Origin of the sequence: Streptomyces sp. R11, from assembly GCF_041051905.1 — a bacterium.
GTDB lineage: Bacteria > Actinomycetota > Actinomycetes > Streptomycetales > Streptomycetaceae > Streptomyces.
Map to the genome: position 1 here is coordinate 9,466,327 of NZ_CP163432.1, position 26,658 is coordinate 9,492,984.

Here is a 26,658-nt window from a genome sequence, read left to right on the forward strand (position 1 = left end):
GTCACTCTGCTGTGCCAGTGGTGTGTCGTTGCACTACCAATTCAGGACGCCTTTTAAGGATTTTGTCCGTTTTATCTGTTTGGTTTCCCGCTGCTTGTTGTGACTGATGTCTGGAGTTGTGGATCGTGGGCTTGCACGTGAGGCGAACCGGTCGGCTTCGGAGTTGGCGCGCCGGCGTCGCCATAGGGGTTGCCATTGCGGTGGTTGCCTCGGGGGCGGCGCTTGCGGAGCTTCCGTTGCCGGTGAAGGATCCGTCGAAGGTGGCGAATGCGTCGGTCACAGTGTCCGCGGGATCCACGAAGATGGGCGGGCTGGTCGGCGCCGCGTCGGTAAGTGCCACGGGGACGGCCGGGTATGAGATTCCGCTGCGGGTGGTGCCAGGGCGTGGGGGTCTGCAGCCGAACCTGTCGTTGAGCTATTCCAGCCAGGCGGGGAACGGCCAGCTGGGGATGGGCTTCACCCTGACCGGGCTGTCGCAGATTTCCCGGTGTCCCAAGACGTTGGCCACCGAGCCTATGACGCAGGGCGTGCAGTTGGGTGACTCGGACCTGTTCTGTCTGAACGGTCAGAGGCTGATCGGGATTGGTGCGGGAGCCTACGGAGCGGATGGCAAGGAGTACCGGACGCTGCCGGACACGCACATGCGGGTGAAGTCGTTCCGTGCGGCCGGGACGCCGGCGTCGGTGAAGGGGCCGACGACGTTCCAGGTGTGGGGCCCCGACGGCCGCGTGGAGACGTACGCCGCCAATGGCGATGCCGCGCAGGTGCAGACGTCGACGGGGAGCGCGAACACGGCGTGGCCGATATCGCAGGTGAAGGATCGCTCGGGTAACACGATCCAGTTCGAGTACGGAAAGCGCACCGTGTCGGCGTCGAATGCGTCCGAGGTCGAGCGGTGGATTGACAAGATCAGTTATGGGCGCGTCGGCAAGATGGACCGTCAGGTGCGCTTCCAGTACGGGGACACCCGGCCGGACAAGCGGTTTGGCTATGCGCTCGGTCAGCCGCGCGAGTCCACCAAGCGGCTTGAGACAGTGACGATGAGTCTGCTCTCCGGGCCGGAGTGGAAGCAGGCCCGTCAGTACACACTGTCCTACGAGAACAGCGGGCCGGCCAGTGCGAGCAAGCTGGCGAAGGTGCGCGAGTGCGGTGCCAACGACTCCGAGTGCCGACGGGACACCATCCTGTCGTGGACGCTGGGATCGGATGGGTTCCTGCCGGGGAAGGAGCAGACCACCACGTCCGGGGCGGCGTTGGTGCCGTCGTCGGTGAACAGTCAGGTGGTGGCGGCGGATTTCACCGGTGACGGCCGTACGGACGTGGCGTGGCCGGAGGCGTCGGGCTGGAAGTATCTGAAGGCGCAGGCCACTTCGGGTCAGCAGGTCTACACGCAGGTCACGGATGGTCCCTCGAACTCCGCGGGTACGGGCGTGAAGGCGTGGCCGCTGGACTACGACAAGGACGGGCGGATGGACCTGCTGCCCCGCGACGCGGTGAATGCCGCAAGCACCTGGAAGCCGTTGGTGACGCGGCCTTCGGGGAATGTGCTGAGGGCGACGACGCCCTTCACGGGCGGCTTCAACCAGGGTGGTGGTGCCGAGGGTGCGATTCCCGGTGACTTCGACGGGGACGGCTATCAGGATGTGCTGCAGTTCCAGCAGCTGTCGAGCACCAGCTGGAAGTGGACGTGGCGCAAGAACACGGGCACCGTGTCGTCCAGCATCGACGACACGACAGCTCCCATTGACGACAAGGCATTCAGTGACACGCTGCCTGTGGCGGGGCTGGGCAGCGAGCATCCGGCCGGGCTGACCGTTGCCGACGTCTTCGGTGACGGCCGGGACCAGGTGCTGTTCAACGATGACGGGCAGATGTATGCCAGGGACGTGGCCAAGGGCACGACGGCGCAGATCAGCCTTCCAGCGAAGGTACTGCAGCTGGACAAGCAGTGGCTGGACCTGAACGGTGACGGCCTGGTTGATCTGCTGACCAATGGTTCGTCGGACGGCGTGAAGAAGGCGGAGCTGTTCTACTGGCTGAACACCGGCCGCGGCTTCACCGGAGCGAAGGCGAGCGGGGTCACGGCGGGAGAGCACGCGTTCGCGAACGCGCTCGTCGTCGACGACAACGGCGACGGGCGGGGCGAGCTGCTCGTGCCCAGGCTGGCGGGCGGCGCTCAATTTGAGCCGCTGTACGCAGGGCTGGATGCGATCCGCAGCGCTTCCTCCGCCCCTGGGGCACTGTCATTCACCCGCACGGCCACGACCATCAACTTCAACGCGATGTCCAAGAGCGTCTACGAGCGGCAGGGCCCTCGGCTGGTCGATGCCGACGGTGACGGGCTGAGCGATGTGCTGCTGGTGGAGCGCCCCCCGGCAGGAACGACCGGCTCACCCGCCCTGAAGCTGTTCCTCCACAAGACCGACGGAGGCGCGGCCGGTGACCAGCAGGACCTGCTGTGGCGGGTGTACGAGGGTAACCACTTCCCCAAGGGCGCGCTGGATGAACTGCCGGCGACGCTGGAGTTCCGCTACGCCCCGCTGACCGACGCCGCGGTCTACAGCCGTGGAAACTGCCCGCGGGCAACCGGCCTGGCATGCATGAGCGGCGGCTCCTACGTGGTCAAGCAGATGCGACGGGACTCCGGTATCGACGACGACACCGTGATGATGTCGGACTACTTTTACCGCGAGGGCCGGACGGACAAATTCGGCCGCGGCACGCTGGGGTTCACGGAGCGGAAGGTGACTACCTACCCCAGCAGCGACTCCAGTCGCAGCGTGGTGGAGCGGTCCTTCTACACCAACACCAAGCGGCACAAGGATCCCGCGCTGGAGCAACGGTGGATGATCCACAAGCTGTCCGGAAACCGGCAGCGACTGGAACACACCGAGAGCGACTGGGACATCAAGGGAAGCAACCTCGTCTTCTTCAACTACGTCAGCAAAACCAGGCAACGCAGCTACGAATTTCCCGCGATCACCAACCTGACATCGATGACGCCGGGCGCATTCGAGGCGCTGGGCAAGGAGCCCTTCCGGTCGGTGACCACGTCCGTGAAGGACATGGACGAGTACGGCAACGCCCACAGGACGTACACGCATGCGGTGTCTGCCCCGAAGGTACGGGAGAACTCCCGCACGGTCCTGTTCACGCCGGATGTGGATGCCGCGAACTGGCTGGTGCGCCGACCGCAGAAGGTCGTCACGATGGACCAAGCGATCGACCCTGCCACCGGCACGCTTGGCAAGCAACAAATCCGGACCCGTGCCTACACCTACGAGGGGTCCACGGACCGGATCGATACCGTCAAGTCGTACGCCAGTGATGCAGCCCCTGGTCGGCAGCTGAAGACCGCCTTCGACTACGAGGACGGCAATGTCATCCGCCGCACCAGCACCGATCTCGCCGACGGCACGGTGCGGGAGACCACCTATGCATACGACGACCTCGGTTATCCGCATGCGGTGCAGAACGGGCGGCAGCACACCTCCTACACCGGCTATGACCCGGTGCTGGGTGTGCTGAAGGTCGCCGTTGATGCCAACGGTCTGCGTACCGATCACACCTATGACACGCTGGGCCGGCTGGTGAAGACGAGGCTGCCCAGCGGTGCGGAGCGCACGGTCGGCTACAGCCTGGTCGAGGCGGGCGAGGAGAACCTGGTCCAGGCCGAGGTCAAGGACGGCACTGGTGCCGTGACGCAGACCGTGGTGGACCGGCTGGGCCGACCCGTGACCGAGCGGTTCAAGGGCTTCGACAACACCATGCGACAGCAGACGCTGTCCTACACGCCGCAAGGCATGCGGGCGTCGATGTCGACGGTCCACCCGGTCGGCACCCCCCCGGCGCAGGTGGACAAGACCACCTACAGCTACGACGATGCCGGGCGGCTCGTCAAGCAGCGAGACCCCGACAGTGCCGCACCGCGCACCTGGGAGTACTCCGAGCTGACCACCACCTACACCGATGCCCGCGGCAACATCAAGACCACGACCGTGGACCACAACGACATGGTGGTGGGGCAGGTCGACGACGACAACACATCCGGCCCGCCGACCCGGGTCTACCGCTACGGGCCGTTCGGCACCCTGCTCAGCACCCGCAGCACCAGCAGCGACAAGACCGAGACCACCTACACCTACGACGACCAGGGCGCGCTGCTCTCCAGCACCGACGGGGACCGCGGCGCCATGACCTACGGCTACAACGCGTTCGGCGAGGTCACCTCGACCACGGATGCCAAGGGCCGGCACACCGCATTCACCTACGACGTGCTGGGCCGCGAGACCCTGCGCGCCACCACGGACAAGAACGGCGTCAGCACCTCCACGGCGACCCGCACCTGGGACACCGTTTCGGGACGCACCTGGCGCGGCGCACTGATGCAGGTCACCTCCGACGACCGGGTCACTCCCGCGGCCAGAGGCGTGGTCACGACCGACTACGCCTACGATTCCCTCGGCCGCCCGGACTACGTCTCCCAGACCCAGCCGGCCAACGCCAGCCCGAACGCACCTAAGGAGACCCTGACCACCAACTTCGACCACGACAGCTATGACCGGCTCACCAGCGTGGGCTACCCGAAGATGAAGGGCCAGAGCCAGCACACCCAGGTCACCTACAACTACGGTCCCGCAGCCACCACCAACGGCCGCCTGTCCAGTGTGCAGAGCGGCACCGAGACGCTGTGGACGGCCAAGGACTTCGACAGCCAGGACCGTCTGGTCAAGGAGCAAGCAGGCGACGGGACCGTCACCAGCCAGACTCTCGACTGGAGCGGGCAGGTCCTCAACCGCAGCGTCGTCACCCACAGCACCGACATCAACCCCAACACCAGCCTGTTCGCCGAGACCTATACCTACGACGACGAAAACAACCTGAAAACCCGCACGCAGGGCCCGGTCACCGAGGAGTTCACCTACGACCCGCTGAACCGGCTGGCCACCGCCAAGACCCGCAACCCCTCCACGGGGCAGGTGTTCCAGACCGACGACTGGCACTACGACAAGCTCGGCAACATCATCAGCAGTGAACTACGCGGCACCTACGCGTACGGCAACCCTGCCCGGCCCCACCTGGTCACCCAGGTAAGCGGTGGCCTGTTCGGCACCCGGACCTACGGCTACGACGAGGTCGGCAACCAGACCAGCCGGCCCGGCGCCACCGTCACCTACAACGACCTCAACCTGCCGGCCACCCACACCCCCACCAGTGGCACCACCACCGCCTTCCTCTACGACGGAAACGGCGAACGCATCCGCAAGACCGGCAGCCAGAGCACCATCACCTACCTGCCCGGCCTCTACGAACGCCACCAGAGCGGCACCAACACCGACCACCGGCTCCTGGTCAAGGCCGAAGGCCGCACGGTGGCCACCCTGGCCTACCGGGAGACGGCCGACGCCGCCACCGTCACCAAGCAGCCCACCCTCTACACCCACACCGACCACCTGGGATCCCCCCGCCTGATCACCAAGCACACCGGCCCCACCAGCAGCTTCGCCGCCGCCGTCGTCGAAAAGCGCAGCTACGACGCGCTGGGCAAACTCCGCAACCCCGACCTCACCCGCGGCGACGACCAGTACACCACCGGCATCCAACCCCGCACACTCCACCAGGGCTACACCGGCCACGACGAAGACGACGAACTCAACCTCGTCAACATGCGTGCCCGGCTCTACGACCCCACCCTCGGACGCTTCACCACCCCCGACACCATCGCCACAGGAGCCAACCCCACCCAGGCCTACAACCGCTACGCCTACGTCTCCAACAACCCTCTCAAGTACACCGACCCCACCGGCCACCAGGAATGCTCCGGCAGTAACTGCAACATCCCCGAATGCCCCGTCGACGTCTCGGGCTGCGGCGGAAACACCGGCCAGGGTGGCACGACGGACAGCGATCCCTGCGCGCAGCCCGGGGCCCCGTGCGCGGACAACGTCACGATCTACGGCAACCCCCACGATGCCCAGGACGACGTCACTGCCCCCGGCGCAGGCGACCCCAACGGCGCCGACGGCGGCGCCGGCGAAGGATGCAGCGGCCCCGGCTGTAACGCCCCAGACGACGACAACGACCCGAACCAGGACCGCTCCGACTGCGAACCCCTCTGCCGCGACAACTTCGGCTACAAAGAACCCGCCAGTAGCCCAACCCAAACCAACAACGTCACCCCCGCCGACACCAATGGAAACCAAGCCCCAACAGACATAGGAGGCAACGCTGAACGTTCCCTTTGGGGCGAGGTCAACGATTATCTCGAATACCTTGCCTTCTTTGGGAACCCCCCCCAGCGGTCGGCGGAAGACGACACCCTCTTCCTTGAGATCGGGGGTGGAGTGGGAATGGCCATGGCCGGAACGTTCGGTAAGTCGAATGCGGCCATATTCCGTGGCTCGAGGGGTGGCGCCGCTCCGAGTTTCGCTGCAAGGCCCGGCGAATTCAGGGTCGACCCCAAGACGGGATTCGTGCGGGAAACGCATGGGGTGTCGGTGTTCAACAACGCGGGAAGTGTCGCGTCGAAGGGCTTCACCCCGCACCGAATCGATCCTTCCAGCTTCCCCAGCACGCTTCGAGTGATCCAGCGAGGGAGCAACTCCGCCCACTACGAGATCGTCCCTGCCCCGGGAGCTAACCTCACTCCCGAGCAGTTCGCGGCAGAGCTCGCCAAGATCAAGACGCTGCCGTGAGAGAGTGATGTGTGTGTACGAAGTGAGGTTCCCTGATTACCTGACAGGATACGAACTCGAGACGGAGGCGAAGGGCTGTCTGGTGGGAGTGCAAGTGGTCTCTCCCCTAGCCGTCTACGACCTCACCATCTACGATCCTGTCCGCCTAGGACAAGACGTCGCCGCAGAGGTGGAGTCAGACGGCTATTTCACCGAGACGAACCTGGTCGTCGTCCCGCGGGTGACACGCGAGGACATCACCCGCGCAGTAGCCGCAATGGCTCAGTGCGACTTCGCGGGCCTCAAGCCCGAGCCTGCGCAAGGGGCATAGGGCAACACGCCGGTGGTGAAAATAATCCTGATCTCCACGAGGGAGCTGATCGTCTTCTTAGACGCTTTCCGTCGCGGAGAGTAGGGCGGCGCCTGGGAGATGCCTTCTGCGGGTTCTCCGAGCAGTCACCGCACCCGAGCTGACCGCTCAGCTCGATGCAGAAGCTCGTCCCAGCAGATGACTGCCAGGGCGTCAGCCCTGCGTCGGGCTCACCAGCCGAATGATGCCTGTAGGGATTTCCCCGATGTGCCTGCAGGCAGGAACACGACTATGAGCCTGCAACCGGCTCGGACTTCTCGTCCATCCCGGCTCGAGACGGCGGCTGGATTTATCCACCTTCCGATCATGATTCGCTCTCGCATCCTGGTTGCTACCAGGGGCGGGGTCTGTTCGAGAAGTCAGACCGTGGGTGAACGGAACTAGAGGCGCCGGGGGCAGCCTCACCTACTCGACTGCGAACGGATCACCGATGCAGCAGTGGTTGGTGGTTCAAGCCCCCGGTAGGCCGGCAGGGCAGGTGAACTACATCAACCAAGGCACCGACGTAGCGGAAGATGCCCAGGCCGGTTCCGTGGGGCTGGCCTCGCTCCGCAATCACCGGGTGGATCCCGCGTTGCCAGAGGCGGCGGTACGTGTCGTGGCCGCAGTCGGCCAGGAGGGCGTCCGGCCGTCGGCGGGGGCTGCCGACGGCCGGCGACGGCTGGCAATCACGGCCACGGTGGGCTCCACACTGCGGCCGTGCGCGCGACGGGTCTTGTCGCGTAAGAGGTCGTGGACCTGCTGGGTCGTGCCGTCGGCTTCCCAGTTCGCGTCGTAGTCGTAGACGGTCTTGCATGGCGGGAAGTCGTGCGGCAGGTACTCCCACGGAATCCTGGTCCGGTTGACGTAGAGGACCGCGTTGACGATCTCTCGCAGTTCGTGCACCCGGGCCGCAGCGCCGGGCCCGGTCCGTCTCGCCCGCCAGGTGGTGAAGACTGGCTCGATCAGAGCACACCGGGCCTCAGACACATCACTGCGATAGGGACGACCCACGCTCACGCCCGGTAACGAACCGCCAGCACCTGCCGTCACGAAATCATCCCTATCGAGTTCGCGCGTGATAGCGGGTGAGGCGTCGTGTTTGGCCGGTGGCGTGATCTGCCTGTGGCCATCACGGTCAATCGGGCGGTGCTGGCGCATCAGCTGTTCACTGGGATCTCGCGGGGTCATCTCGCGACCCTCGTCGAGGAGCTGGCAGTGCCGTGGCAGGCCGGGGTCGAGGGTCGTCGCCATGCTGCACGAGGTGGGACCAAGATGCGGGCCGCGGGAGCCGGCGCCCGCCCACAGCTGGTCTTCCGTGGACCGACTGGTGGTCACGCTGATCCATCTGCGGCACGACCCGCTGCACTCGGTACTGGGGCTGCTCTTCGGCGTCGACCGCTCCACCATCACCCGCGCGATCGCAGAGATACGTGTGCTCCTTGCGGAGCGGGGGTGCGCGGTCCCCGGCCGCCCCGGCCTGCGATTACGGACGCTGGCCGACGTGTTCGCCTACGCCCAGGCCGAAGGCATCGAGCTGCGGCTGGATGCCTGCCACCGTCATCGCCGACTGGCAGGGCCGCACGTTATGGACCGACACCCTGCGGCTCGGTCGTATGCACGATGCCACGGCCGCCCGCAAGGAAGGCATCGCCGTCTGCTTCCAGCACTTACCCGACGTCGAGATCCTCCTGGACGACGGCTACCTCGGCCTGAGCCGCGACCACCGTGGGCAAGCAATCACCCCGCCAAGAAGACCGGCGTCCGGGGAGCACTGCCCGTCAGAGTCCAGCAGTGGGAACGCGACCGCAACCGGCACTCCTCCGACCGCATCACCGTCGAACACGCCCTCGCCGACCACAAACGCTGGAAGCAACTGACGCACTGGACCCACCGCCGCGACCGCCTTGACACCTCGAGCTACTGCGCGAACCGCTGTGGAGCCCACAGACGTACCGAAGTTGGGCGTGCTTGTACGCCCACTGCGACCCGGTGCGCTTGCCGCCTGGGTACTGCTGGAGGAGGCCTCAATGCCCCCGCCAAGAAGGGAAGGAATCCGCATGTTCACCCATCGCATTCGGCGAAAGCTGGCTCTGAGTCACATGCTGGCTGTAGCCACGGCCGCTGCACTCGCGCTCCAGGTAGCACCGGCTCATGCCGACGGGCCGGTTGACGGCACCGTCTTCAACAAGTGGCTTCTCCGCAGCAGCGACAAGGCCATGTCCCTGGGTCCGTGGTACCCCGAGTGGTCCGCTCCGGTGTGGCAGACGGCCTACCAGGGGCATGGGAACCAGAAGTTCAAGTTCCGTTACTTCGACGACGGCTATTTCAGCCTCGTTGACGATTCCTGGTGGGGAGGATGCGTTGACATTGAAGGCGATTCGAAGTCTGAAGAGGCTCGGATCGTGTCACGCCCTTGCGACAACACCACGAGTCAGCGCTGGTCCTATTCTCGAGACCCGGGCAATCTGGACTATGCCTACCTTACGAACAAATGGAGCGGCTTGACCGTTACCCTGGAAACGACGAGCAACGCAGACGAGGTCAAGTTCGTACAGCGGAAGAAGAGCGGCGCTTCCACGCAACAATTCCGCTTCTCTGCAGCCTGACGCGCGAGACTCGCATGCTCTGCCAGTCCCGACGCCGAGAGCGACGGCCTTGGGGGATCATTGGCGAGACGGCGGCAAGCCGACGCTGCCGCCTGATCAGAGCGAGACGGCAGTGGGCATCAAGCCTGTGATGACTATAGCTCGACTTCGCCAAGGCCCGCACGAGGGCTCTCCGTGCGCCGCGCCCCGAGCTGACCACACGCGGCCGCCGCAAAGGCATGGTGCGTCTGGTGGTGGACGATTCGTCGTCCACCACCAGACACCGCGGTGGCACGAGAGCTTTGGTGGCCTTAGGCCTCAGGCCGCTTCACGATATCCGCCGGTGCCGGGGGCACCGCACGGACCGCCTTCGAAGTCGCTGACCTGCGTGGTGGGAAACTCGCTGGCATCGTAGGTTGGCGGATCGGTCTCTGGCAGCCTCTGCAGCCAGTCTGTGGAAGTGTTCATGATCGGGTTTCCCTTCTGCTGGGATCGGGCGGATTCCCGCAGTCGACTCGCTCGTGCTGAGCGAGTTCTGCGGGGGGCTGGATGAGCGCGTTAGGCAGCCACATTCGGGGGCCGTGGTCGAGCAGCCGCTGGAGGAAGGCGACGACGCCGGCGAGTCCGGTGCCGTAGCCGACCGGGATGGCGTGGTTCGCCGCGCCGATAAGGATCATGCGGCCGTCGCGCAGAGCGTGTCTGGCCTGCATACAGGCCAGCAGATCCTCCGCCCAGGCCCGGTACTGCTGCTGCCCGGTCGCGTCGCACAGGTCCAGGAGGAACTCTGCGTCCCCGGACAGGCCGTGACACTGGGCGGTCGAGCGGACGCGCCAACGGGAGTGGTGGACGGCCGTGGCGGCCTGTTCGGCGAAGTGCAGAAGCGATGGGTTGCCCGTCTCCTGCCACATCCGCAGCAGGAAAGTGCCCACGCCGGAGGAGCCGTTGCACCAGTGGGTCAGCGGGCGGTGAATGTGTGGGTCGCCCGGCCAGTAGGCGGCTCCGTTGTGCACTTGGGCGGCTGCGACAAGAGTGCGCGCGGCTGTGCCGGCGAGCTGAAGGCAGTCCGGGTCGCCCAGTACCCGGCCGGCGGCGAGTAGGAACATGCCGACCCCGGCGGTCCCGTGGGCGTAGCCGTAGTGCTCCGCACCTGCCAGCTGGGAGGCGAAGTCTTCGGGTATGGGCCAGGTCACCGTCCCCTCGACGTGGTGTGCTGTGCTCATGACGGTGGCTGCGGCGTCGGCCGCTCGGCGTAGGAATACCTCGTCCCCGGTGGCCTCCCACAGGCGGAGCTGGGTCAGTCCCGCGCCAGCGGTGCCGTGGCAGATGTCGGAGTTGGGCCAGCGGGTGGGCAGGCGCAGGGCGAGTTCCGTTGCCGCACCGGTCAAGCGCTCGTCTCGCAGAACGAGGCCCGCCTCCAGCAACGCCCATGCGGTCCCTGCCCGGCCGAAGTACAGCCCTGGTAGCACTCGCGGTTCCCGGAACAGCTGGGCGTGTACCCAGTCGGCTACCGACGCCACAGCCTGCCGGAGCAGAGGACTGGGCTGATGGCGCAGTGCTCGGATCAGGACTACCAGCACTCCGGCTGCTCCCTGCTGCACGTTCAGCGGATCGAAGCCGTCGGAGGCCTTGTCGGTGGGCCACAGCATCTGGTCGTCAGCGGGATCCATACTGGTGATTAGGTAATGCAGCCCGTCGCTGAGCAGGCGGGAGGAGATCGCTTCGCGTATCGGCGGCGGGGCAGGTGGAGTCTCGGGAGGCTCTACATGCTGGGGGTTTCCGTCCTCGAGGAAGGCGCGCAACTGGTTCAGACTCGGCCGCCGGGCAGGCACGTCGTCCATCAGAGCGGCGATCAGGGGTGCCAACCGGTGGGCAGCCGGGTTGTGCTGTGCGATCAGGTCGAGCCAGGGACGCAGGCGGTCGCGGTATTTGCGGCCCTGCGGGATGTCCGGGGCAAGCACGGGGTCAACGCCGCTGACGAGGTGGAAGACAGTGGCGCCCAGGCCGAACAGGTCGGCGCTCTGCGCCGGGGCTGGTCCGGTGCGCTCTCCGGTCAGCTGCTCCGGGGCGGCGTATCCCAGTGTGGCCAGATTGACGACCTGGCGGCCAGGTACGGCCAGCAGTTCCAGATCGATCAACCGAAGCGAGTCATCCGGGCCGACCAAGACGTTGTTGGGATTGAAGTCGCGCAGTACAAGACCCTGTCCATGGCACAGCTCGACAAGATCGAGCAGCGACCGGGCGAGTCGAGTGGCCCTCTGCGTGCCCACACCCCAGGTGTCCGAGAAGGTGATGTTTTGCTCTGCCCAGCTCCGCAGGGTGATTCCGGGCAGGCGCTGCTGGACCAGAAAAAGCTCGCCCCGCTGCTCGAACAGACGCCGAGGCAGAGGTGTCAAGCCGCTGGGAGCGAAGAGCCGTAGCATCTCCCACTCGTGGCGCAGCGCGTCGCGGACATCGTTGCCGCTCAGCATGGACCCCACGTGCGGGCGGGCCTGCTTGATAATGACCGCCTCTCCACTGTGTTGGTCGGTCGCATGGAAGACCCCACCCTTGTAGGCGTGGCGGACAGCGCTTTGCACCAGGTACCGGCCATCCAGCAGACGCGGCCCCGGAATGTCGGATTGCACCGGGCCGTCCTGGGACACAGTGTCCACAATGAACGGATCGGGCGGCGCCCACCGCGGCGGGGAGAACCACGCCAGGCGCTGGTCCACTGCCAGACTCCCGTCTGGAGCCTGGAGCATCGCCTCGTACTTGCCGTCGTTGCCGAGGACCCGCACCCCGAGGAAGGCCCCGAACCGGTAGTGCACCAGGCTTCCCGGCCGGTAGGGCCGGTCTGACAAGATGCCTGGGCCCGGCAGACCCTGTGTTGCTTCGTGGAGCTCTCCAGCGACACGCAGCAGGCCGTCCTCGTTGTCGGGGTAGGCGGTCAGGAATTTGCCGCCACTGCCACGGTTGCATCGAGGGCTGACGAGCTGCTCAATTCGATCGATGGTGGGTGCGAATTTGAATGCACACTGATGCCGTATCAGCACCCGCGCTGCCCGCAGTAGGACCCACGGGGCGGACAGGGGAGTGGCTGACACATGCAGCTTCCATCCCTGAGTCCGAAGCTGCGACTCGGCCGGCCGCACATGGCACCACCGGGTGTCTGCATGGACGTGCCAGTTGCCCGCGTCCGGCTGCTGTAGCAGTGAGTCGACGCAGTCGATCAGCACCCTGTCCTGCGTCACGGTGCCACCCAGGCTCGGGCCAGGGCAGCGGCGTCGACGGGGCAGGTCCAGACGCCCTCCTGTATGAGACTTCCGGAAGTCACACTCGAAGGGAGCGGGCACGATCCCGACCGTGCCAGACAAGGAATCGTCAGCTCATGGACACTGAGGAGGGAGAAGTCGGTGGTGTATTCCATGGTACATACCGTGACGCGCATTTTGTGTAGGGTCGCGTGACTGTACGGCTATGGCGGGGCAGACGGATCACCCTGAGTCCGAGTACAGAACCAGCGGCGATCACGGCGATCCGTCCCGGTGCCATGGGCCGCGACGCTTTCGCTCCCTGCCGGTGTGACGCGGCCATCGTCGGGCGTCACTCTCCGGGGCGCGGAGCGGGGAGATGATCAGCCATGGCTTCCGCCGTCGATCTGACCGGGCCGCTGCTGAGGCAGGACGTTCGGTCGGCTATGGCCAACGGCACGCGCGGGCGGACTGTGGTCCCCTCCGGGCTTCTCTTTATGCATGTCCTGTGGCGAGAGCCTGAAGGCCAGTTTCAGTCGTATTGAAAGTAGGGGCGGTCACGGCCGCATCTGGCCGAAGCCCGTCAGCACTGTCCGTTTCCACCGTGAGTCCGACTAGAGACCACATGCGACTTCGGGGTTCTGTATGCCCATGCGTTCCCGTCCCTCGGTTGTTGTTTGGGACATCACTTATGCCTGCCCACTGCGCTGCAGCCACTGCTACTCGGAGTCCGGCCGCCGACCGAAGCGGCAGTTGGATAGGGGAGATCTGGAGCGGGTCGCGGACGCGATCGTTTCGCTAGGCCCCGAGGAGGTCGCTATGGCCGGCGGGGAGCCGCTGCTAGTCCCGGGCATGCTTGATGCTGCCGCGCGGATCGCCGACGCGGGCATCGCACTGAGTGTCTATACCAGTGGGTGGACGTTGCGCGCCTCTCACATCCCGGCACTAGTCCGGAATTTCTCACGGATTCATGTGAGCATCGACGGGGCCACGGCGCTGGTTCATGACCGCATCCGTGGACGGGCTGGTTCGTTCGAGCGTGCAGAGAAGGCTCTGGCGGTGCTGGACGAAGCAGCCCGCTGTGCCGAAGAGACGGCGCCCTGGAGGTTCGGGATCGACTGGGTAGCCGTGCGTAGCAACTTTGAGCAACTAGAGCGGATGTGCAGTGAGTTCGTTCCGCGCTTTCCGCACTTGGCGTTCCTCCATGTCGGTGCGGCGGTTCCGTCCGGACTTGCTAGCAGACCTGGCTTCGCCGCCAGCGAGTTGCTATCCGATGCGCAGGAACGCCTGCTGAGCGATCCCGGCTTCAGAGGCCGACTGCGTGACTTGGTACCGGCCTCGGTGCGCCTGAGCACGACAGACAACCGCGTGCTGCAAATGCGTCCCGACCAGATTGAACGCGGCGCGGTGATGGCCGGAATGCAGATCGAGCCGGATGGCGCGGTGCGGGCCATGCCGATCTACGAGGGCACGGTTGGCAGCCTCCTGACGGACGATCCCGCAGAGCTGTGGCGCAGGGCAGTTGCCCGCTGGAGTCATCCCGTTGTCACACGAGCGCTGTCCGGCGCCTACACCATGCAGGCGTGGGCTCAGGCTGCGCGGCGCATCGATCGCCACTTCGGCAGTCAGGAAGTCCGTGACCGTATCGACCGCCGCCCAGACTTCACAGCACGCCCCGCCTCATGATCCGGCCATCGATCGCATGCGGTCCACGCAGGCGAGCTGCCGCGTAGTGCCCAATCCTTCCCCTTTTGGAAGCTGTTGGCCCGGCAGCCGACTGAAAGCAGCCTGGCCCAAAGCACTGACCGGCAACCAGTGCAGTCGATTACGCTGCTTGTCCATCAGGCACCGAGGTTGCGGGCATGCGGGCCCAGTGGGTGGCGCCCTCACCGTGGGGGTGGGTGCCATGCGCCGTAGTCAATGCGTCGATGATGTGCAGTCCGCGGCCATGTTCGTCGTCTTGGCCGGCAAAGGCCCTGGGGGCAGGGCTGGCGGGGCCGCCGTCGGTGATCCCCACCCACAGGCGTTGTCCGACCCTTTCACGGTAGAGATGCAGCGTCAGCGGTGGATGGGCATGCTGGATTGCGTTGGCCACCAGCTCGGAGACCACTAGCAGCACCGCTTGAGCCTCTTCACCGAAGACTCTCCAGCCCTCAAGCGTTGAGTGGACGATCTGCCGGGCGTGGCCAGCCGCCTCCGGCCTGTGCTCCAACGTCCAGGTACTCCCCTCTGCCTGAGAGGGTTGGGGCGGGGGCACGGCCAGAGCTCTGGTCCGGCCACACTCGCTGTCGGTGCGCTGTCCTGCCGCAGCCGCGCTGGAGGAGCCGTCGAGGAGGCGTTCGCCGGTACTGCCGCACATGGCCATCACATCCGCATTCCGAAGTTGTTTGGGTAAAGCCCCGTTTCTGGCTGAGTAGCCTTGCCTGTTCCTGACTCGCTGTACGTGGCCGCCATGGGTTGCGGTTCGAGGCCGCCCTTGAAAGCCCCAGGCTCGGTTTCCCTCACCGTCGTTGAGTGGCGTGAAACGTGGTCCTAGCACGCCACACCGTCAAGACTGCGAAACCGGAGCAATTCTTGGCACTTCGTCTTGGAACGGCTAACGCCACGCGGTGAGCTGTTGGTGAGGGACCGGTGGAGGTGGCAATGGAAGGGGGCGACACGGTTCCCAGCGATGGGCAATCGGAGGCTGTGCAACTAGGACGAAGGATCGATTGCCCGCTGAAAGGTAGACAGGCCTCAGAGGAAGATGTGTCACATCCCCTTTCCGCAGGTGTCGGCGCCATGAAGCATGGTGATGCTCCTGTGGGGCGTTCGGGTTGGTGTCGAGCGGGCTGGCGGCCGAACGGCCGGGAGGAATCTTCAGACCGCTGCCGCGAGGGTCCGGGATCGTCTCGGTGCGGCAGGATCACGGGTTCCGGGCCGCTGCTGGGGATCAGGAGCCAACTGCTGTGCGATCGCGGCCTGTTGTCTTACTCTCCTGCTCTGCGTCACTCCAGGTTGCCAGCAGTTGGAGGGTGGACTCGATCGCGCCTATCTGTGCCATGACCGTGCGGATATAGGGGTGTCGGGGGGTGTTCTGGTGCGGAAGGAGGATCCCGGCGATGAAGTTGGCGACGCAGTAAAGGGCCTGAGCTGAACGATGGTCAGGTCCGGGAGGGCCTGCAAGGCGCTGAGGACCGCTTGGGCGCGAACGTGAGCGAGAGGGGGGCCCTGCCCCATCGCCACCTCACCTGAGCCCTTAAGCAGCTTCTGGAATTGTTCGTCTTTCTCGTGTACGAACTGGGCCTGCTGGGCGGAACCGGTCGAACTGAGCCTCGTTCACGGCGTGTCGGGCGGTGTCGTCCGCCGTGCCCTCGAGGCGACCGTGTACGGCGCACAGGAGGTCGGTATCTCACGGCCGCGGCGATCCGTGTCGTCGTTGGCCAGGTCGTGGATGGCCTCCGCTTTCTCCTGGATCTTCTCCCGGGGAGTCGACCTTCCAGCCCACCAGGCGTTTGTGGCGGTCGTGCGTCCAGCGGGTCGGTCCGCCTCGCGGGTTGGGCGGGAGGTCGTTCACCGCCTCGGACCGCTCTGCGGGATCCGGATCCTGGCCAGGATCACCTGGATCGCGCGAGACATCTGTCCGCCGACGCTCCTTCGGCCAGCGGGAGGCGCCCTCCAACCGGTAGTCGCGGACCGTGGAGTACGACAGCCCCATGGTCCTCGGCCAAACGACCGGATGGCATCGCTGGCCGTGAACAGGTCGTCCTTCCCGGCCGGACTCGCACCCCCGCGCGAGCGCATCGGCTCGATCTCCAAGGCGGCATCGCCGATCTTCACTGGACGCCGGCTCATGGTGGCGCCCCAGCCCCGTCCGAGCTTGACCACTTCGTCGTAGCGTTCCCGGCCTCGCTGCCATCTCGGGCATCCGGACAACCCACCCCCGCGGGCCGGGGCGCGGCGCCTGCCCTGCCGCTAACTCGCCTTGGCAGCCCGTCACTTCGTAGCCTCCGTCAACGGAGGAGTGCACGGCTGGGGTGCGGAGCAACCCCAGGACCTCCGGATGATGCGGCCTCACACCCGGCGCTGTCACGTTGCGTCGCTTGGTGCAGCCCATTTGCGGCAGCGAGGAGAGCACTACGCTGTCGAGACGGGACAATCGACCCCGACCGCCCAGGACGTCCCGCATTCCGGGCAGCTGGCCGTCACACCGGCCTTTACCGCTCGAGGCTTGCTCGCGCCCGCCGCATCCGCTGTCAGTGCCGTGACCGGCAGGTTGACGGACAGAGTACCGCGGTCGCCTTCGCCGCCGGCATCAGCGGACCGCCGCACCCACGGCACAGCTGAGGGCCGTTGTCATCGTCCATGACCACGATCAAGCGGCAGCCGGAGTATCCCCGTCCCTGTCCATACGGTCACCGGACGAGCGAAAGGGGCGGCCAGGAATCCCGGCGGCGGCTGAGGAACCCTGGCCAGCAAGCAGGATGAACTGCCTGTAGCCCTCGTACGGTTCGCTATCCGGCGAGACTTGAGTCATGGGGGACGTCGCTGTGACCTGCATGAACGCATCAACGATCGAGAGCTGCAGCTGTCGTGACTGACCGTAGGACGGTTGCGGTGGCGACGGCGGCGGTGGCGGCCTGGTGTCCCTTATCCTCGGTAGAGCCGGGTAGACCGGCACGGTCTAGCGCCTGTTCCTCGGTGTCGCAGGTCAGCACGCCGAACGCGACAGGCACTGAGGTGTCAACCGCGACCTGGGTCAGGCCCTGGGTGACGCCCTGGCAGATGTAGTCAAAGTGCGGTGTACCGCCGCGGATGACGACGCCGAGGGCGACGATCGCGTCGTAGCCGAGGCTGGCCATGGCCTTGGCGGCGGCCGGAAGCTCGAAGCTGCCGGGGACCGCCAGCACGGTGGGTTCGTCGATGCCCAGGTCTCGCAGCGCGCGCAGTGCGCCGTCGACCAGCCCATTCATCACCGGCTCGTGCCACTGGGCCGCGATCACGGCCACGCGCAGGTCGCCGCAATTCCTCGCGGACAGCTCGGGCGCGCCTATACCGCTCATGGGCTTCCTCCTTAGCGGGTGGTGCCGTCCTGTTGGTGCTGGACGTACTTGGCGATGACATCGACCTCAAGGTTCACGAGCTCGCCGGGCTGTTTGAGGCCGAGGGTGGTCAGGGCGAGGGTGGTCGGGATCAGGCTGACGGTGAATGAGCCGGGGCCTGTTTCGACGACGGTGAGGCTGATGCCATCGACGGTGATGGAGCCCTTCTCCACCACATAGCTGGACAGCTTCGCGGGCAGCGAAATCCGCACGATATCCCAGTGCTCCGTGGGGGCACGGGTGATGACCGTGCCGGTGCCGTCCACGTGTCCCTGGACGAGGTGGCCGCCGAAGCGGCTGCCCAGTGCCATGGGGCGCTCGAGGTTGACCTTGCCGCCGGCTCGCAGCGCCCCGAGGCTGGAGCGCTTGAGGGTCTCGGCCATTACGTCGGCGGTGAATTCGCCGTCGGCGGTTTCCACCACGGTCAGGCACACCCCGTTGACGGCGATGGAGTCGCCATGCTTTGCGCCTTCGGTGACGAGTGGACCGCGCAGCCGGAAGCGGGCGGCGTCGCCCAGGTCCTCGATGGCGACTACATCGCCTAGTTCGTCGATGATTCCGGTGAACACGTCAGTTCTCCTCACAGCTCGAGCATCACGTCATTTGCAGGGGGCTGGTGCGTTCGGTCTCGGCGATGTCGAGCCACGGCGCACCGGTGGTGGGGGTGATTCTCGCGTCGCCGAAGGCGGCAGGCGGGTGCAGTTGTTCGGCACGCGGTTGAGCGCGCAGTCAAGGCGCCCCCAGGAGGCTCCTCGGCTTGTCCACGAGAGGTGATGAGCTCGTTGTGCCGTGGCGGCCGGCCCTTGTTGTCACGGTCATCAATGAGTGGCTGTGTCAGTACATGCGAGTGCGCGCGCTATCGCTGGAGGATCTGACGGCACACCGCATCCCTGGCCTGCCAACCCAGTCGTTCAAGCTCGGGGGTGTCGGAATCGAACTGGGGGCGGCCCACGCAGAGGTAGGCGACGAGTTTCCAGGTGCGAGGGACGGTGAGTTGTTCGATGACGGCCTGTGGATCGAGGATGGACACCCATCCGACGCCAATGCCGTGAGTCCGGGCAGCCAGCCAGAAGGTGTGAACAGCTAGGACAGCAGAGTATTGCAGCATTTCGGGCATGGTGCCCCGGCCCAGTCCGTGCCCCTGCGGGGTTTCGCTGTCGCAGAAGACAGCGAAGTGACGCGGGGCCTCCTGCAGTCCGGCCAGTTTGAGAGTGGCGTATCGGCGGGCCCGTTCCCCGGAGTAGCCGCCCAGGGCCCTGGCGTTGGCCTGGGCGAAGTTTTCGGCGATCGCCTTGCGGTTGGTGGGGTCGTCGACGGAGACGAGGCGCCATGGCTGGGCATTGCCGACGCTGGGCGCCAAGCAGGCGGCGTCCAGGACCGTGTCGACGAGGGAATCACTGATGGGCGCTGGGTCGAAGTGGCGGACGTCACGACGCCACCGCAGCAGGGTGTGGAAATCGCGGTGGAAGTCCTCTGTGAAGTAGGGAACCTGACCTCCAGGTGCGGGTGCGGGGGGGGTGTGTGCGGCGCTGGGCCTTTCACTCATGGGGGTTGCCTCGCTGAAGTTTCTGGGGTGCGGACTGGGCCAGCCGGGGTGGCCGGGTCACTCATACCTTGGCGCTGTGTAGTGGGTGTGCTGGGTCGCTGGCTGGTGTACGTGCGTGCGCGGAAGGGTGGCCGGTTCGGTGAAGCGTGAGTGAGTTCCAAAGGTCCGGTTGTGGTAGATGAGCGGTGGGGCTGAGGTGTAGGTGGCGTGAGTGACTCCTCCGATAGCGATGACGTGGTCACCGCCTGGGATCAGTCGCTGGACCTCGCAGGTCATCCAGCTGGAACAGCCGTCGATCCGGGGCAGCCCGTGGTCGGTGCTCCAGGCCACCGTGTCGAATCTGATGTGCCCTGGTTGAGCGAAGGCTGTGGCGAGGGCTTCTTGATGCCATGCCAGTACGTTGATCCCGAAGCGCTTGGTGCTACGGAGCATCCGGAGCAGGTGGGAGTGCCCGTCCAAGGCCATTGTTACTAGCGGCGGGTGAAGGGACAGCGAGGCAAAGGCACTGATGGTGGTCCCATGGGGGCGGGCGCCGCTCATGCTGGTGGCCACAGCAACGGGGGTACATATGGTTGCCATCAGGTCACGGAATGCGTTTGATGTGTCCATAGGGCCGTTCCTGGCTATCGTTCAAAGGATCGCCAGCGAGGGGCGTCTGGAGCAGCGTGCGGACGTGAGCGATGTCCTGGTGTAGGCAGGTGATGAGCTGCTGGGTGTTGGTGAAGCGCCGCATTGCCCGGAGTCGGGTGGTGAACGTGACGCGGACCCTGGCGCCATAGAGATCCAGTTCCTCATGGTCCAGCACGTGCGCTTCCAGTCGCCGGTCGGTCTGGTCGAAGGTGGTGTTGGCTCCTACCGAGATGGCGGCGGGCAGGGGCGGCCGTCCGGTGACCTGGAGCCAGCCGGCATACACGCCATCAGGCGGCAAGCGGCAGCCGGGGTCGGGGGAAACGTTCGCGGTGGGGAAACCGAGCTGGCGGCCGCGCCGGTCACCGGGGACCACCACCCCCTCCACCTGGGGCATACCAGTGAAAGTCCTTGCTGTGGACGCCGCGCCCTGGTCGGGGTGCCCATGCGGGCCATTCATCAGTTCTCGCTCGGCACGATGGAGGCGGCGGCTTGGTTGAGGTGCTGCTCCATTGGTGCTTCAAGGTCCTCGACGGGGGACCGGGGATGCAGGGGCCCCAGAAGGTGTCCCATGCGATCCCGTTTGGTCAGCAGGTAGCGAAGGTTGTCCGGAGTAGGTTCCGAGACCAGGGGGACCTGGCCCAGGATCTGTACGCCCTGCTGTTCCAGGCCCTGGTGTTTGGCCGGGTTGTTGGTCAGCAGCCGGACGCCGGTCACGCCGAGGTCGGCCAGGATCTGGGCTGCGGTCAGGTAGTCGCGGGCGTCGGCGGGCAGTCCCAGGGCAAGGTTGGCGTCGATGGTGTCGTGTCCGTCATCCTGCAGTTGGTATGCCTGCAGCTTCGAGGCCAGCCCGATGCCCCGGCCCTCGTGGCCGCCCAGATAAAGCACCACTCCCCGCCCTTCGGCAGCGACGGTCGCCATGGCCGACCGCAGTTGGGTGCCGCAGTCACAGCGCAGGGAGGACAGTGCGTCGCCGGTGAGGCACTCGGAGTGGACCCGGACCAGGGTATCCTGACCGTCGCTGATGTCGCCCATGACCAGGGCGATGTGTTCGCATCCGTCGGCGGGTGAGAGGTATCCGATGGCGGTGAATTCTCCGCTGGCGGTCGGCATGCGGGTTGTCGCGACGCGCTGGACGCCCAGTTCGTGGTGGCGGCGGTAGGCGATCAGGTCCTCGATGCTGATCAGCGATAGCCCGTGCTGGCGGGCGAAGGGCACCAGTTCGGGCAGCCGGGCCATGGTGCCGTCGTCGTTCACGATCTCGCAGAGTGCACCCCCGGGCCGCAGGCCGCACAGCCGGGTCAGGTCCACGGCTGCCTCCGTGTGACCGGGACGTTCCAGCACTCCTGCATCCCGTGCGCGCAGGGGGAAAATATGTCCAGGCCGGGCGAAATGGTCTGCGGTGGCCTCGGGATCCACCAGGGCGCGTATGGTCAGCGCCCGGTCATGGGCCGAAATGCCGGTGGTCACGCCCTGGCGCAGGTCGACTGACACGGTGAACGCGGTGCCTTTGGGGTCCTCGTTGCGTGCCACCATCGGCGGGATCCGTAGCCGGTCCAGATCGGACCCGGGCAGGGCCACGCAGATCACCCCACTGGTGTATCGGATGATGAAGGCCAGCGCCTCGGGGGTGGCCGCCTCGGCGGCAATGATCAGGTCCCCCTCATTCTCCCGGTCGGCATCGTCGACGACCACCACTGGCTTTCCATCGGTGAGGTCCTTCAGTGCCTGCTCGACCGTGTCAAAGGAGAAGCCAGCGGTGGTATCAGACATGGGACTTGGGCCTCTCTGGGTACAGCAGGTTCAGGGCTGGTGCATGCCGACGAAGACCCAATTCTTGCCGGCGCCACACCGCGACGGAGTCTATGGATAAGCCCGAATACTCCTGATTTTCCGGCTATACGAGCAGGTGGGTCGGATCGGTTCTCCTGTCAGGGTCCCGAGCTTGGGGAGCGGGCGCCTCCTAAGGGCCTCGTGCACGCTTGGTCGTGGCTCGGCCCACAGGTGGCTGAACTGTGCGTGATGAGGGCTGGGGCGCGTGAGTTGATCGTGACGGAGTACCAGGTCACTGGGCTGCCGCCGGATGCGATCACTGAACCCGTCGCTGAGGTGGGCCGTTGTGGCACGAGCAGCACAGGCTCGGCTGACGGCGCGGCTGCCGCTACGGCTGTAGGAGCCGGGGAGAAGCACAAGCTCGTCTTCGTCGACCGGATGGTGGCCACACTGGTGAGTCTGCGTCATGGCACCACTCATACGTGCTGGGTCGTCACACCACCGCACGCCGTTCAAGAAGACCCGCTCGCCTGGTACGAAGGAGCGACACGAACTCCAGCGCAAGGCGCACTCCTCCCGGCGCATCCGCGTCGAGCACGGCACCGCACACCTGAAGAACTGGCGGACATTGCCCGCCACCTCGGCCGCCGCGAGCACATGAACGGCATCTGCAAGCCATCGCTGAACTGCTGTCACACCAGCAGACCGCCGCGCTCTCCCGCAGCTTTGCAGCGTGAACAAGGTCAGCACCGTGACCCTCGACGAGCCAAGGCCAACCGTGCACAAGGTCGTAAAGTGTGTTGCAGAAGGCAGTGATCAAATAACCTGCGTGACGCGGCTGTGGCCGGCTCGCCTCACGGGCCGTTAGGGCCTAGTGAGAGGTCGCCGTGCCCGCGCAAGGCTTGGCGAGAAGGTATCGGCCACGCGCAGGAATGTGTCATTCGCCTCAGCCACCCCGATCGTGACTCGGACGCCTTCTCCCACGAATGGTCGCACCGCTACACCGGCCTGCTCACAGGCCTCGGCGAACTCGATCGTGCGCCCCCCCAGCCGCAGCCACAGGAAGTTTGCCTGCGTCTCCGGGAGAACCCAGCCCTGTTCGGCGAGCGACTTGCAGACCCGACCGCGCTCACGCACGAGCGAGTTGACTCGCTCGAGTAGTTCTCTCTCCGCGCGCAGCGAGGCCACTGCTGCATCCTGGGCTATCTGGCTGACTCCGAAGGGCAGGGCGGTCTTGCGCAACGCAGCTGCGACCGGCTCATGTGCCACAGCGAAACCGACCCGCAGTCCGGCAAGGCCGTACGCCTTGGAGAACGTTCGCAGCACTGCCACGTTCGTCCGGCTGCGGTAGATGTCGAGGCCGTTCGGTGCGTCAGTGTCTCGAACAAACTCCTGGTACGCCTCGTCCAGCACCACCAGAACATCGGTAGGCACACGGTCGAGGAAGCGTTCCAGTTCCTGTCTACGCACAACTGTGCCGGTCGGGTTGTTCGGGTTGCATATAAAGATCAGCCGGGTGCGGTCGGTGACTGCGTCAGCCATTGCCTCCAGGTCGTGCACATCGCCAACGGTTAGCGGAACCTGCACTGACTGCGCTCCTGCGATCTTCGTGATGACCGGGTAGGCCGGGAAGGACAGCCGAGCGCAGATGACCTCGTCGCCAGGTCCTGATGTCGCTTGCAGAAGCGACTGGGCCACGCCGATCGAGCCCGGGCCCGTGGCCAAATGGGAAACAGGGACGCCGAGCCGCTGGGCGAGCTCGTTCATCAGTGCGGTGCAGGCCATGTCCGGGTACCGATTGAGTGACCTGACCGCGTAGATCGCCTCCAACACTCCGGGGAGCGGCGGGTAGGGGTTCTCGTTGTGGGACAACCTGTGTGCTGCCAGTCTATGGATCGCGCCCGCCCTGGAGGCCGGGACACAGTCCAACTCGGCACGCAGTCTGGGGCCGTGGTCACTCACCGCACGTCTCACCTCCGCTGTTCCCGTGCGTTCTTATTCAGACGGGGGCCCAGACACGCCTGGGCGGCGTCACCGAAGCGCACGCAGATCTCACAGCTTCAGCAGTTCGACCGCAGCTTGAGTGACGCTCACTGTCACGGCGCATCTGTCTGCGCTGCAGGGTTGGGTGCTGCTGCCGGCTGCGCTGGCTGACTCTCGCTGAAGAGCTGGATGATTTTGGCCTGTGGCGTTCCAACGAGGGCCGGGGTGTTATCGGGCGATGTCCATATCTTGGTCTGTAAGGCGTGAAGGAGCCTCTCCGCATCGGCCAGCGCGGCGAAATCGAGATCGATGATGACGTAGTTTGGATCGTCGATCGGGCGCTTGATGCGGTGTTGGTGAACCCCTGACTTCCAGCGGAAGCAGCGAACCGGTCGAATGTGGACTTCCAGAGCTTGAAGTCTGTTATGGAGTGCCCTATGCGGAGCGTCGGCATAGTGTTTCCCGGGGTGCTGACTTGCTTGTTGCGGAATGCTGGTAATTCATGCTGTACGCCAGGGGCGGCTCGATGATGATTGCGTGAGCTGATGTATCCGGAGAACGGGATGCGGACAGCTGATCAGATCCTGCGCGGTTGGGTGCACCGGTCGTGTGGCATCAGGGCTGTCTGCAGACCTGAAGAACGTTGCCGGCTAGTCGGGATCCACGAGAGCCCAATCCGTCGGCATAGTGCCGGAATACGGCATTTTCTGCTGCGAGTTCTGTGCGTGTGCCTCCGCATTTCAGTCGTGCCGACTCAACGAGATTCGAAAGTTCGGCACGCTCTCTTAGGAGTTGAATGATTCGCTCATCGATCTCCTGGATATGATCCCAGAGTTCCACGATGTATGTGTCTTCATCAGGTTTGTTGGTTGTCGTTTCCATGGCGGAGTGGTGCCTTCGTCCGACGATTGCCTGTTTGCCGATCCTCCGAAGTCCGGCCCGTAGCTTGGCTGCGCGGCGCATGGCTTGAGTGGCCGATGATGACGTCGTCCCCGTGAACAGCTTCGGTGCGAGCTAGTTGGCCATGGTCCCGGTCGGCACGAACAGGGCCTTCTCCTTGCCGAGAAGCGTGGCGACGCGGTGTTGGAGCGCGTTGACGCTCGGATACTCACCGAACTGATCGCTGCCTACCGGTGCCTGGGCCGTTGCTGCACGCATCCCGGCGGTGGGGCGGGTGACTGCGTCAGTGCGCAGGTCGATCATTGGGTGCCTTCCAGGGGGTCGTACGTTCGGTAGAGGCGACGGGTGGATCCGTCGATCAACTGAACATATTCTTGAATTGACTGGCTGTCTGTCGCTCTGCCTCGGGTGGCAGCAAGCCGAGTGCCTCCAGCATGGCTGCCAATTTCCAGTTGGTCTCGGCGAGTTCCATGGTTGGGTCGGAGTCGCGGACAATTCCTGCGCCAGCGAAAAGATAGGCGGCGGATTCCGTCAGCAACGCGCAGCGCAAGGTAACCCAACAGTCGCCGTCCCCTGCAGCGTCGGTCCACCCGACGGGCCCCGTGTACCAGCCCCGATCAAAGCCTTCGAGCTCTCTGATGAGTGAATACGCCTCAGGAGTAGGGCACCCGCCGATCGCTGGCGTCGGATGGAGCCATTGGGCCACGTCGAGCACCGATGCGGGGTGCGTCAACGTTGCCCGGAAGTCGGTTCTGAGGTGGCGGATGTTCGAAAGGCTGACCACCGCAGGTTCTGGATCCATGGTGATCGTGTCGGAACGCGGACGCAGGGCCTGCTCGATGTGCTCGGCAACGATGGAGTGTTCCCTGCGGAGCTTCGGGTCCGACAATGCAGCAGCGTCGCCCGCGCCCGCCGGTATCGATCCTGCGAGCGCCATCGTCCGGGCCGTCCGCCCCTGCACGCTGCACAACAGTTCCGGGGTAGCGCCCAGGAACGTGGTGCCGGACAGCGAGATGGCGAAGCGGCAGGTCTGGGGATACCTCACGTCAAGCCGGCCGAGTATCGCGAGTGGATCAGTCGCCCCCGTCTCCACCCGTACCGATCTCGCCAGTACGACCTTCTCAGCTTCTCCGAGGCGCAGCCGTGCGATAGCTTTCTCGGCTGCTGCGAGGAAGGCGGTCTCTGCATCGACCGGAGGGGGCGGTGCCTGAGAGGAAGGCTCCGTCTGCCCTCGCCCCGCATCGAGGGGGGCGTCGTTCTGCCCTACTACGACCGAGGCAGTCGCAACCAGCCTGTTGTTGTGTTCCCGTATGGATATCCAGGGGACGATGGCACGGGATCGGCCAAACAGCCTCCACAGTCCTTGGGAGTTGTGTTCTTCAGCGAATGAGCGCCCGAAGATGAGGATGGGGCCGCTTATCTGCTCCGTCAGCTCATCGCGCACGGCGTTGGCTACCAGCTCGCTCCAGCTCGCCTTCACAGAGAAGAGGTCTGCGTTGTCGCGGATACGTGCTGCGGCCCCCCAGGTCACTATGCGTTGCGCCTCGCTGGCGAAGCTTGTCCACTGCGGCATGTGTCTCGTCAGCGGCAGCAGGTGCTGCAGTGTCCCCTCGTCCTCGAGAACTACGCTGGCGGACGTCAGTACGGGCCGGCGAATGCGCTGTGCACGTCGGTGAGCCGTCTTCAGCAGGTGCTCCAGTGACAGGTCAAGGCAGGCCAGTATGCGGGCCGCTGAAGGCCGGTCAGGTTTCATCATGCTCGGTCCTGTCCACGCCCACGCGCACAGTGACGGCGTCCGTCAGCCGGAACATCAGCGCCGTGCCCGTGGCTTGGTGGCGCTGCCACGTCCATGCGGGGGCAACCGGTTTCCCGGGAGATGGCGGTGCCGTCGAGGTCGCGAGAGCCTG

At 65.5% G+C, this 26,658-nt stretch carries 19 protein-coding genes and 3 pseudogenes; 6 read left to right on the forward strand and 16 right to left on the reverse strand.

Features of this window, described 5'->3' with window-relative positions:
• Positions 1–302 precede the first annotated feature (302 nt).
• Both AB5J55_RS43675 and AB5J55_RS43680 read left to right on the forward strand, forming a co-directional pair.
• Positions 303–6,695: an RHS repeat-associated core domain-containing protein gene (locus AB5J55_RS43675; RefSeq protein WP_369276479.1), complete on the forward strand. Its 6,393-nt coding sequence runs from the start codon at positions 303–305 to the stop codon at positions 6,693–6,695.
• Positions 6,696–6,708: 13 nt separating this feature from the next.
• On the forward strand, positions 6,709–7,005 hold the full coding sequence (locus AB5J55_RS43680) for a hypothetical protein (RefSeq protein ID WP_369275913.1): 297 nt from the start codon (positions 6,709–6,711) through the stop codon (positions 7,003–7,005).
• A 541-nt stretch (positions 7,006–7,546) separates the two neighbouring features.
• Here the strand turns inward: AB5J55_RS43680 and AB5J55_RS43685 are convergent.
• Positions 7,547–7,690 (reverse strand): annotated as a pseudogene (locus AB5J55_RS43685) (IS5/IS1182 family transposase); the annotation flags it as partial.
• 98 nt (positions 7,691–7,788) lie between these two features.
• Positions 7,789–8,214, reverse strand: a pseudogene (locus tag AB5J55_RS43690) (transposase); the annotation flags it as partial.
• Between AB5J55_RS43690 and AB5J55_RS43695 the strand changes: the two are divergent.
• Positions 8,149–8,932 (forward strand): annotated as a pseudogene (locus AB5J55_RS43695) (transposase family protein); the annotation flags it as partial. The pseudogenes AB5J55_RS43690 and AB5J55_RS43695 overlap by 66 nt on opposite strands.
• A 151-nt stretch (positions 8,933–9,083) precedes the next feature.
• A complete protein-coding gene (locus AB5J55_RS43700; RefSeq protein WP_369275914.1) occupies positions 9,084–9,632 on the forward strand; it encodes an RICIN domain-containing protein in 549 nt (182 codons plus the stop codon).
• A gap of 297 nt (positions 9,633–9,929) precedes the next feature.
• On the opposite strand, the gene AB5J55_RS43705 is transcribed toward AB5J55_RS43700, so the two are convergent.
• A complete protein-coding gene (locus AB5J55_RS43705; RefSeq protein WP_369275915.1) occupies positions 9,930–10,079 on the reverse strand; it encodes a hypothetical protein in 150 nt (49 codons plus the stop codon).
• Positions 10,076–12,841, reverse strand: a complete 2,766-nt coding sequence (gene lanL / locus AB5J55_RS43710) for a class IV lanthionine synthetase LanL (protein WP_369275916.1) — start codon at positions 12,839–12,841, stop codon at positions 10,076–10,078. Before lanL ends, AB5J55_RS43705 begins: the two co-directional genes overlap by 4 nt.
• Before the next feature lie 651 nt (positions 12,842–13,492).
• On the opposite strand from lanL, the gene AB5J55_RS43715 reads away from it, so the two are divergent.
• A complete protein-coding gene (locus AB5J55_RS43715; protein ID WP_369275917.1) occupies positions 13,493–14,527 on the forward strand; it encodes a radical SAM protein in 1,035 nt (344 codons plus the stop codon).
• A gap of 139 nt (positions 14,528–14,666) precedes the next feature.
• Here AB5J55_RS43715 and AB5J55_RS43720 read toward each other — a convergent pair whose 3' ends face one another.
• From AB5J55_RS43720 to AB5J55_RS43755, 8 genes are all read right to left on the reverse strand, one after another.
• Positions 14,667–15,206, reverse strand: a complete 540-nt coding sequence (locus AB5J55_RS43720; RefSeq protein ID WP_369276480.1) for an ATP-binding protein — start codon at positions 15,204–15,206, stop codon at positions 14,667–14,669.
• 1,026 nt (positions 15,207–16,232) lie between these two features.
• The gene (locus AB5J55_RS43725) at positions 16,233–17,009 is read right to left on the reverse strand and encodes a DUF6192 family protein (protein ID WP_369275918.1); all 777 of its coding nucleotides are present in this window, start codon (positions 17,007–17,009) and stop codon (positions 16,233–16,235) included.
• A 379-nt stretch (positions 17,010–17,388) separates the two neighbouring features.
• On the reverse strand, positions 17,389–17,883 hold the full coding sequence (gene ribH, locus AB5J55_RS43730) for a 6,7-dimethyl-8-ribityllumazine synthase (protein WP_369275919.1): 495 nt from the start codon (positions 17,881–17,883) through the stop codon (positions 17,389–17,391).
• An 11-nt stretch (positions 17,884–17,894) separates the two neighbouring features.
• The gene (locus AB5J55_RS43735; RefSeq protein ID WP_369275920.1) at positions 17,895–18,491 is read right to left on the reverse strand and encodes a riboflavin synthase; all 597 of its coding nucleotides are present in this window, start codon (positions 18,489–18,491) and stop codon (positions 17,895–17,897) included.
• Positions 18,492–18,778: 287 nt separating this feature from the next.
• A complete protein-coding gene (bluB, locus tag AB5J55_RS43740) occupies positions 18,779–19,468 on the reverse strand; it encodes a 5,6-dimethylbenzimidazole synthase (protein WP_369275921.1) in 690 nt (229 codons plus the stop codon).
• A gap of 57 nt (positions 19,469–19,525) precedes the next feature.
• Positions 19,526–20,077: a flavin reductase family protein gene (locus tag AB5J55_RS43745; RefSeq protein WP_369275922.1), complete on the reverse strand. Its 552-nt coding sequence runs from the start codon at positions 20,075–20,077 to the stop codon at positions 19,526–19,528.
• Entirely contained in the window at positions 20,052–20,492 is a 441-nt protein-coding gene (locus AB5J55_RS43750) for a riboflavin kinase (protein ID WP_369275923.1), read from the reverse strand. The genes AB5J55_RS43745 and AB5J55_RS43750 overlap by 26 nt, the downstream gene beginning before the upstream one ends.
• A 62-nt stretch (positions 20,493–20,554) precedes the next feature.
• Positions 20,555–21,868, reverse strand: coding sequence for a bifunctional 3,4-dihydroxy-2-butanone-4-phosphate synthase/GTP cyclohydrolase II (locus AB5J55_RS43755; RefSeq protein ID WP_369275924.1), 1,314 nt, complete (start codon positions 21,866–21,868; stop codon positions 20,555–20,557).
• 466 nt (positions 21,869–22,334) lie between these two features.
• Here AB5J55_RS43755 and AB5J55_RS43760 point away from each other — a divergent pair, with 466 nt between their 5' ends.
• Positions 22,335–22,529, forward strand: coding sequence for a hypothetical protein (locus tag AB5J55_RS43760; RefSeq protein WP_369275925.1), 195 nt, complete (start codon positions 22,335–22,337; stop codon positions 22,527–22,529).
• A gap of 203 nt (positions 22,530–22,732) precedes the next feature.
• Here AB5J55_RS43760 and hisC read toward each other — a convergent pair whose 3' ends face one another.
• From hisC to AB5J55_RS43780, 4 genes are all read right to left on the reverse strand, one after another.
• On the reverse strand, positions 22,733–23,830 hold the full coding sequence (gene hisC / locus AB5J55_RS43765) for a histidinol-phosphate transaminase (protein ID WP_369275926.1): 1,098 nt from the start codon (positions 23,828–23,830) through the stop codon (positions 22,733–22,735).
• A 636-nt stretch (positions 23,831–24,466) separates the two neighbouring features.
• The gene (locus AB5J55_RS43770) at positions 24,467–24,814 is read right to left on the reverse strand and encodes a chorismate mutase (RefSeq protein WP_369275927.1); all 348 of its coding nucleotides are present in this window, start codon (positions 24,812–24,814) and stop codon (positions 24,467–24,469) included.
• A 51-nt stretch (positions 24,815–24,865) separates the two neighbouring features.
• On the reverse strand, positions 24,866–25,054 hold the full coding sequence (locus AB5J55_RS43775; protein ID WP_369275928.1) for a beta-eliminating lyase-related protein: 189 nt from the start codon (positions 25,052–25,054) through the stop codon (positions 24,866–24,868).
• A 55-nt stretch (positions 25,055–25,109) separates the two neighbouring features.
• Entirely contained in the window at positions 25,110–26,507 is a 1,398-nt protein-coding gene (locus tag AB5J55_RS43780; protein WP_369275929.1) for an isochorismate synthase MenF, read from the reverse strand.
• Between the last annotated feature and the right edge of the window lie 151 nt (positions 26,508–26,658).

Excerpts from the sequence above, each read along its gene's own strand:
- AB5J55_RS43675 (WP_369276479.1), top strand. The coding sequence starts at position 303 with ATGGGCGGGCTGGTCGGCGCCGCGTCGGTAAGTGCCACGGGGACGGCC.
- AB5J55_RS43700 (WP_369275914.1), top strand. The coding sequence starts at position 9,084 with ATGTTCACCCATCGCATTCGGCGAAAGCTGGCTCTGAGTCACATGCTG.
- AB5J55_RS43705 (WP_369275915.1), bottom strand. The coding sequence starts at position 10,079 with ATGAACACTTCCACAGACTGGCTGCAGAGGCTGCCAGAGACCGATCCG.
- AB5J55_RS43715 (WP_369275917.1), top strand. The coding sequence starts at position 13,493 with ATGCGTTCCCGTCCCTCGGTTGTTGTTTGGGACATCACTTATGCCTGC.
- AB5J55_RS43720 (WP_369276480.1), bottom strand. The coding sequence starts at position 15,206 with ATGGCCATGTGCGGCAGTACCGGCGAACGCCTCCTCGACGGCTCCTCC.
- AB5J55_RS43725 (WP_369275918.1), bottom strand. The coding sequence starts at position 17,009 with ATGCGGGACGTCCTGGGCGGTCGGGGTCGATTGTCCCGTCTCGACAGC.
- ribH (WP_369275919.1), bottom strand. The coding sequence starts at position 17,883 with ATGAGCGGTATAGGCGCGCCCGAGCTGTCCGCGAGGAATTGCGGCGAC.
- bluB (WP_369275921.1), bottom strand. The coding sequence starts at position 19,468 with ATGAGTGAAAGGCCCAGCGCCGCACACACCCCCCCCGCACCCGCACCT.
- AB5J55_RS43745 (WP_369275922.1), bottom strand. The coding sequence starts at position 20,077 with ATGGACACATCAAACGCATTCCGTGACCTGATGGCAACCATATGTACC.
- AB5J55_RS43750 (WP_369275923.1), bottom strand. The coding sequence starts at position 20,492 with ATGCCCCAGGTGGAGGGGGTGGTGGTCCCCGGTGACCGGCGCGGCCGC.
- AB5J55_RS43755 (WP_369275924.1), bottom strand. The coding sequence starts at position 21,868 with ATGTCTGATACCACCGCTGGCTTCTCCTTTGACACGGTCGAGCAGGCA.
- AB5J55_RS43760 (WP_369275925.1), top strand. The coding sequence starts at position 22,335 with ATGGCACCACTCATACGTGCTGGGTCGTCACACCACCGCACGCCGTTC.
- AB5J55_RS43770 (WP_369275927.1), bottom strand. The coding sequence starts at position 24,814 with ATGCGCCGCGCAGCCAAGCTACGGGCCGGACTTCGGAGGATCGGCAAA.
- AB5J55_RS43775 (WP_369275928.1), bottom strand. The coding sequence starts at position 25,054 with ATGATCGACCTGCGCACTGACGCAGTCACCCGCCCCACCGCCGGGATG.
- AB5J55_RS43780 (WP_369275929.1), bottom strand. The coding sequence starts at position 26,507 with ATGATGAAACCTGACCGGCCTTCAGCGGCCCGCATACTGGCCTGCCTT.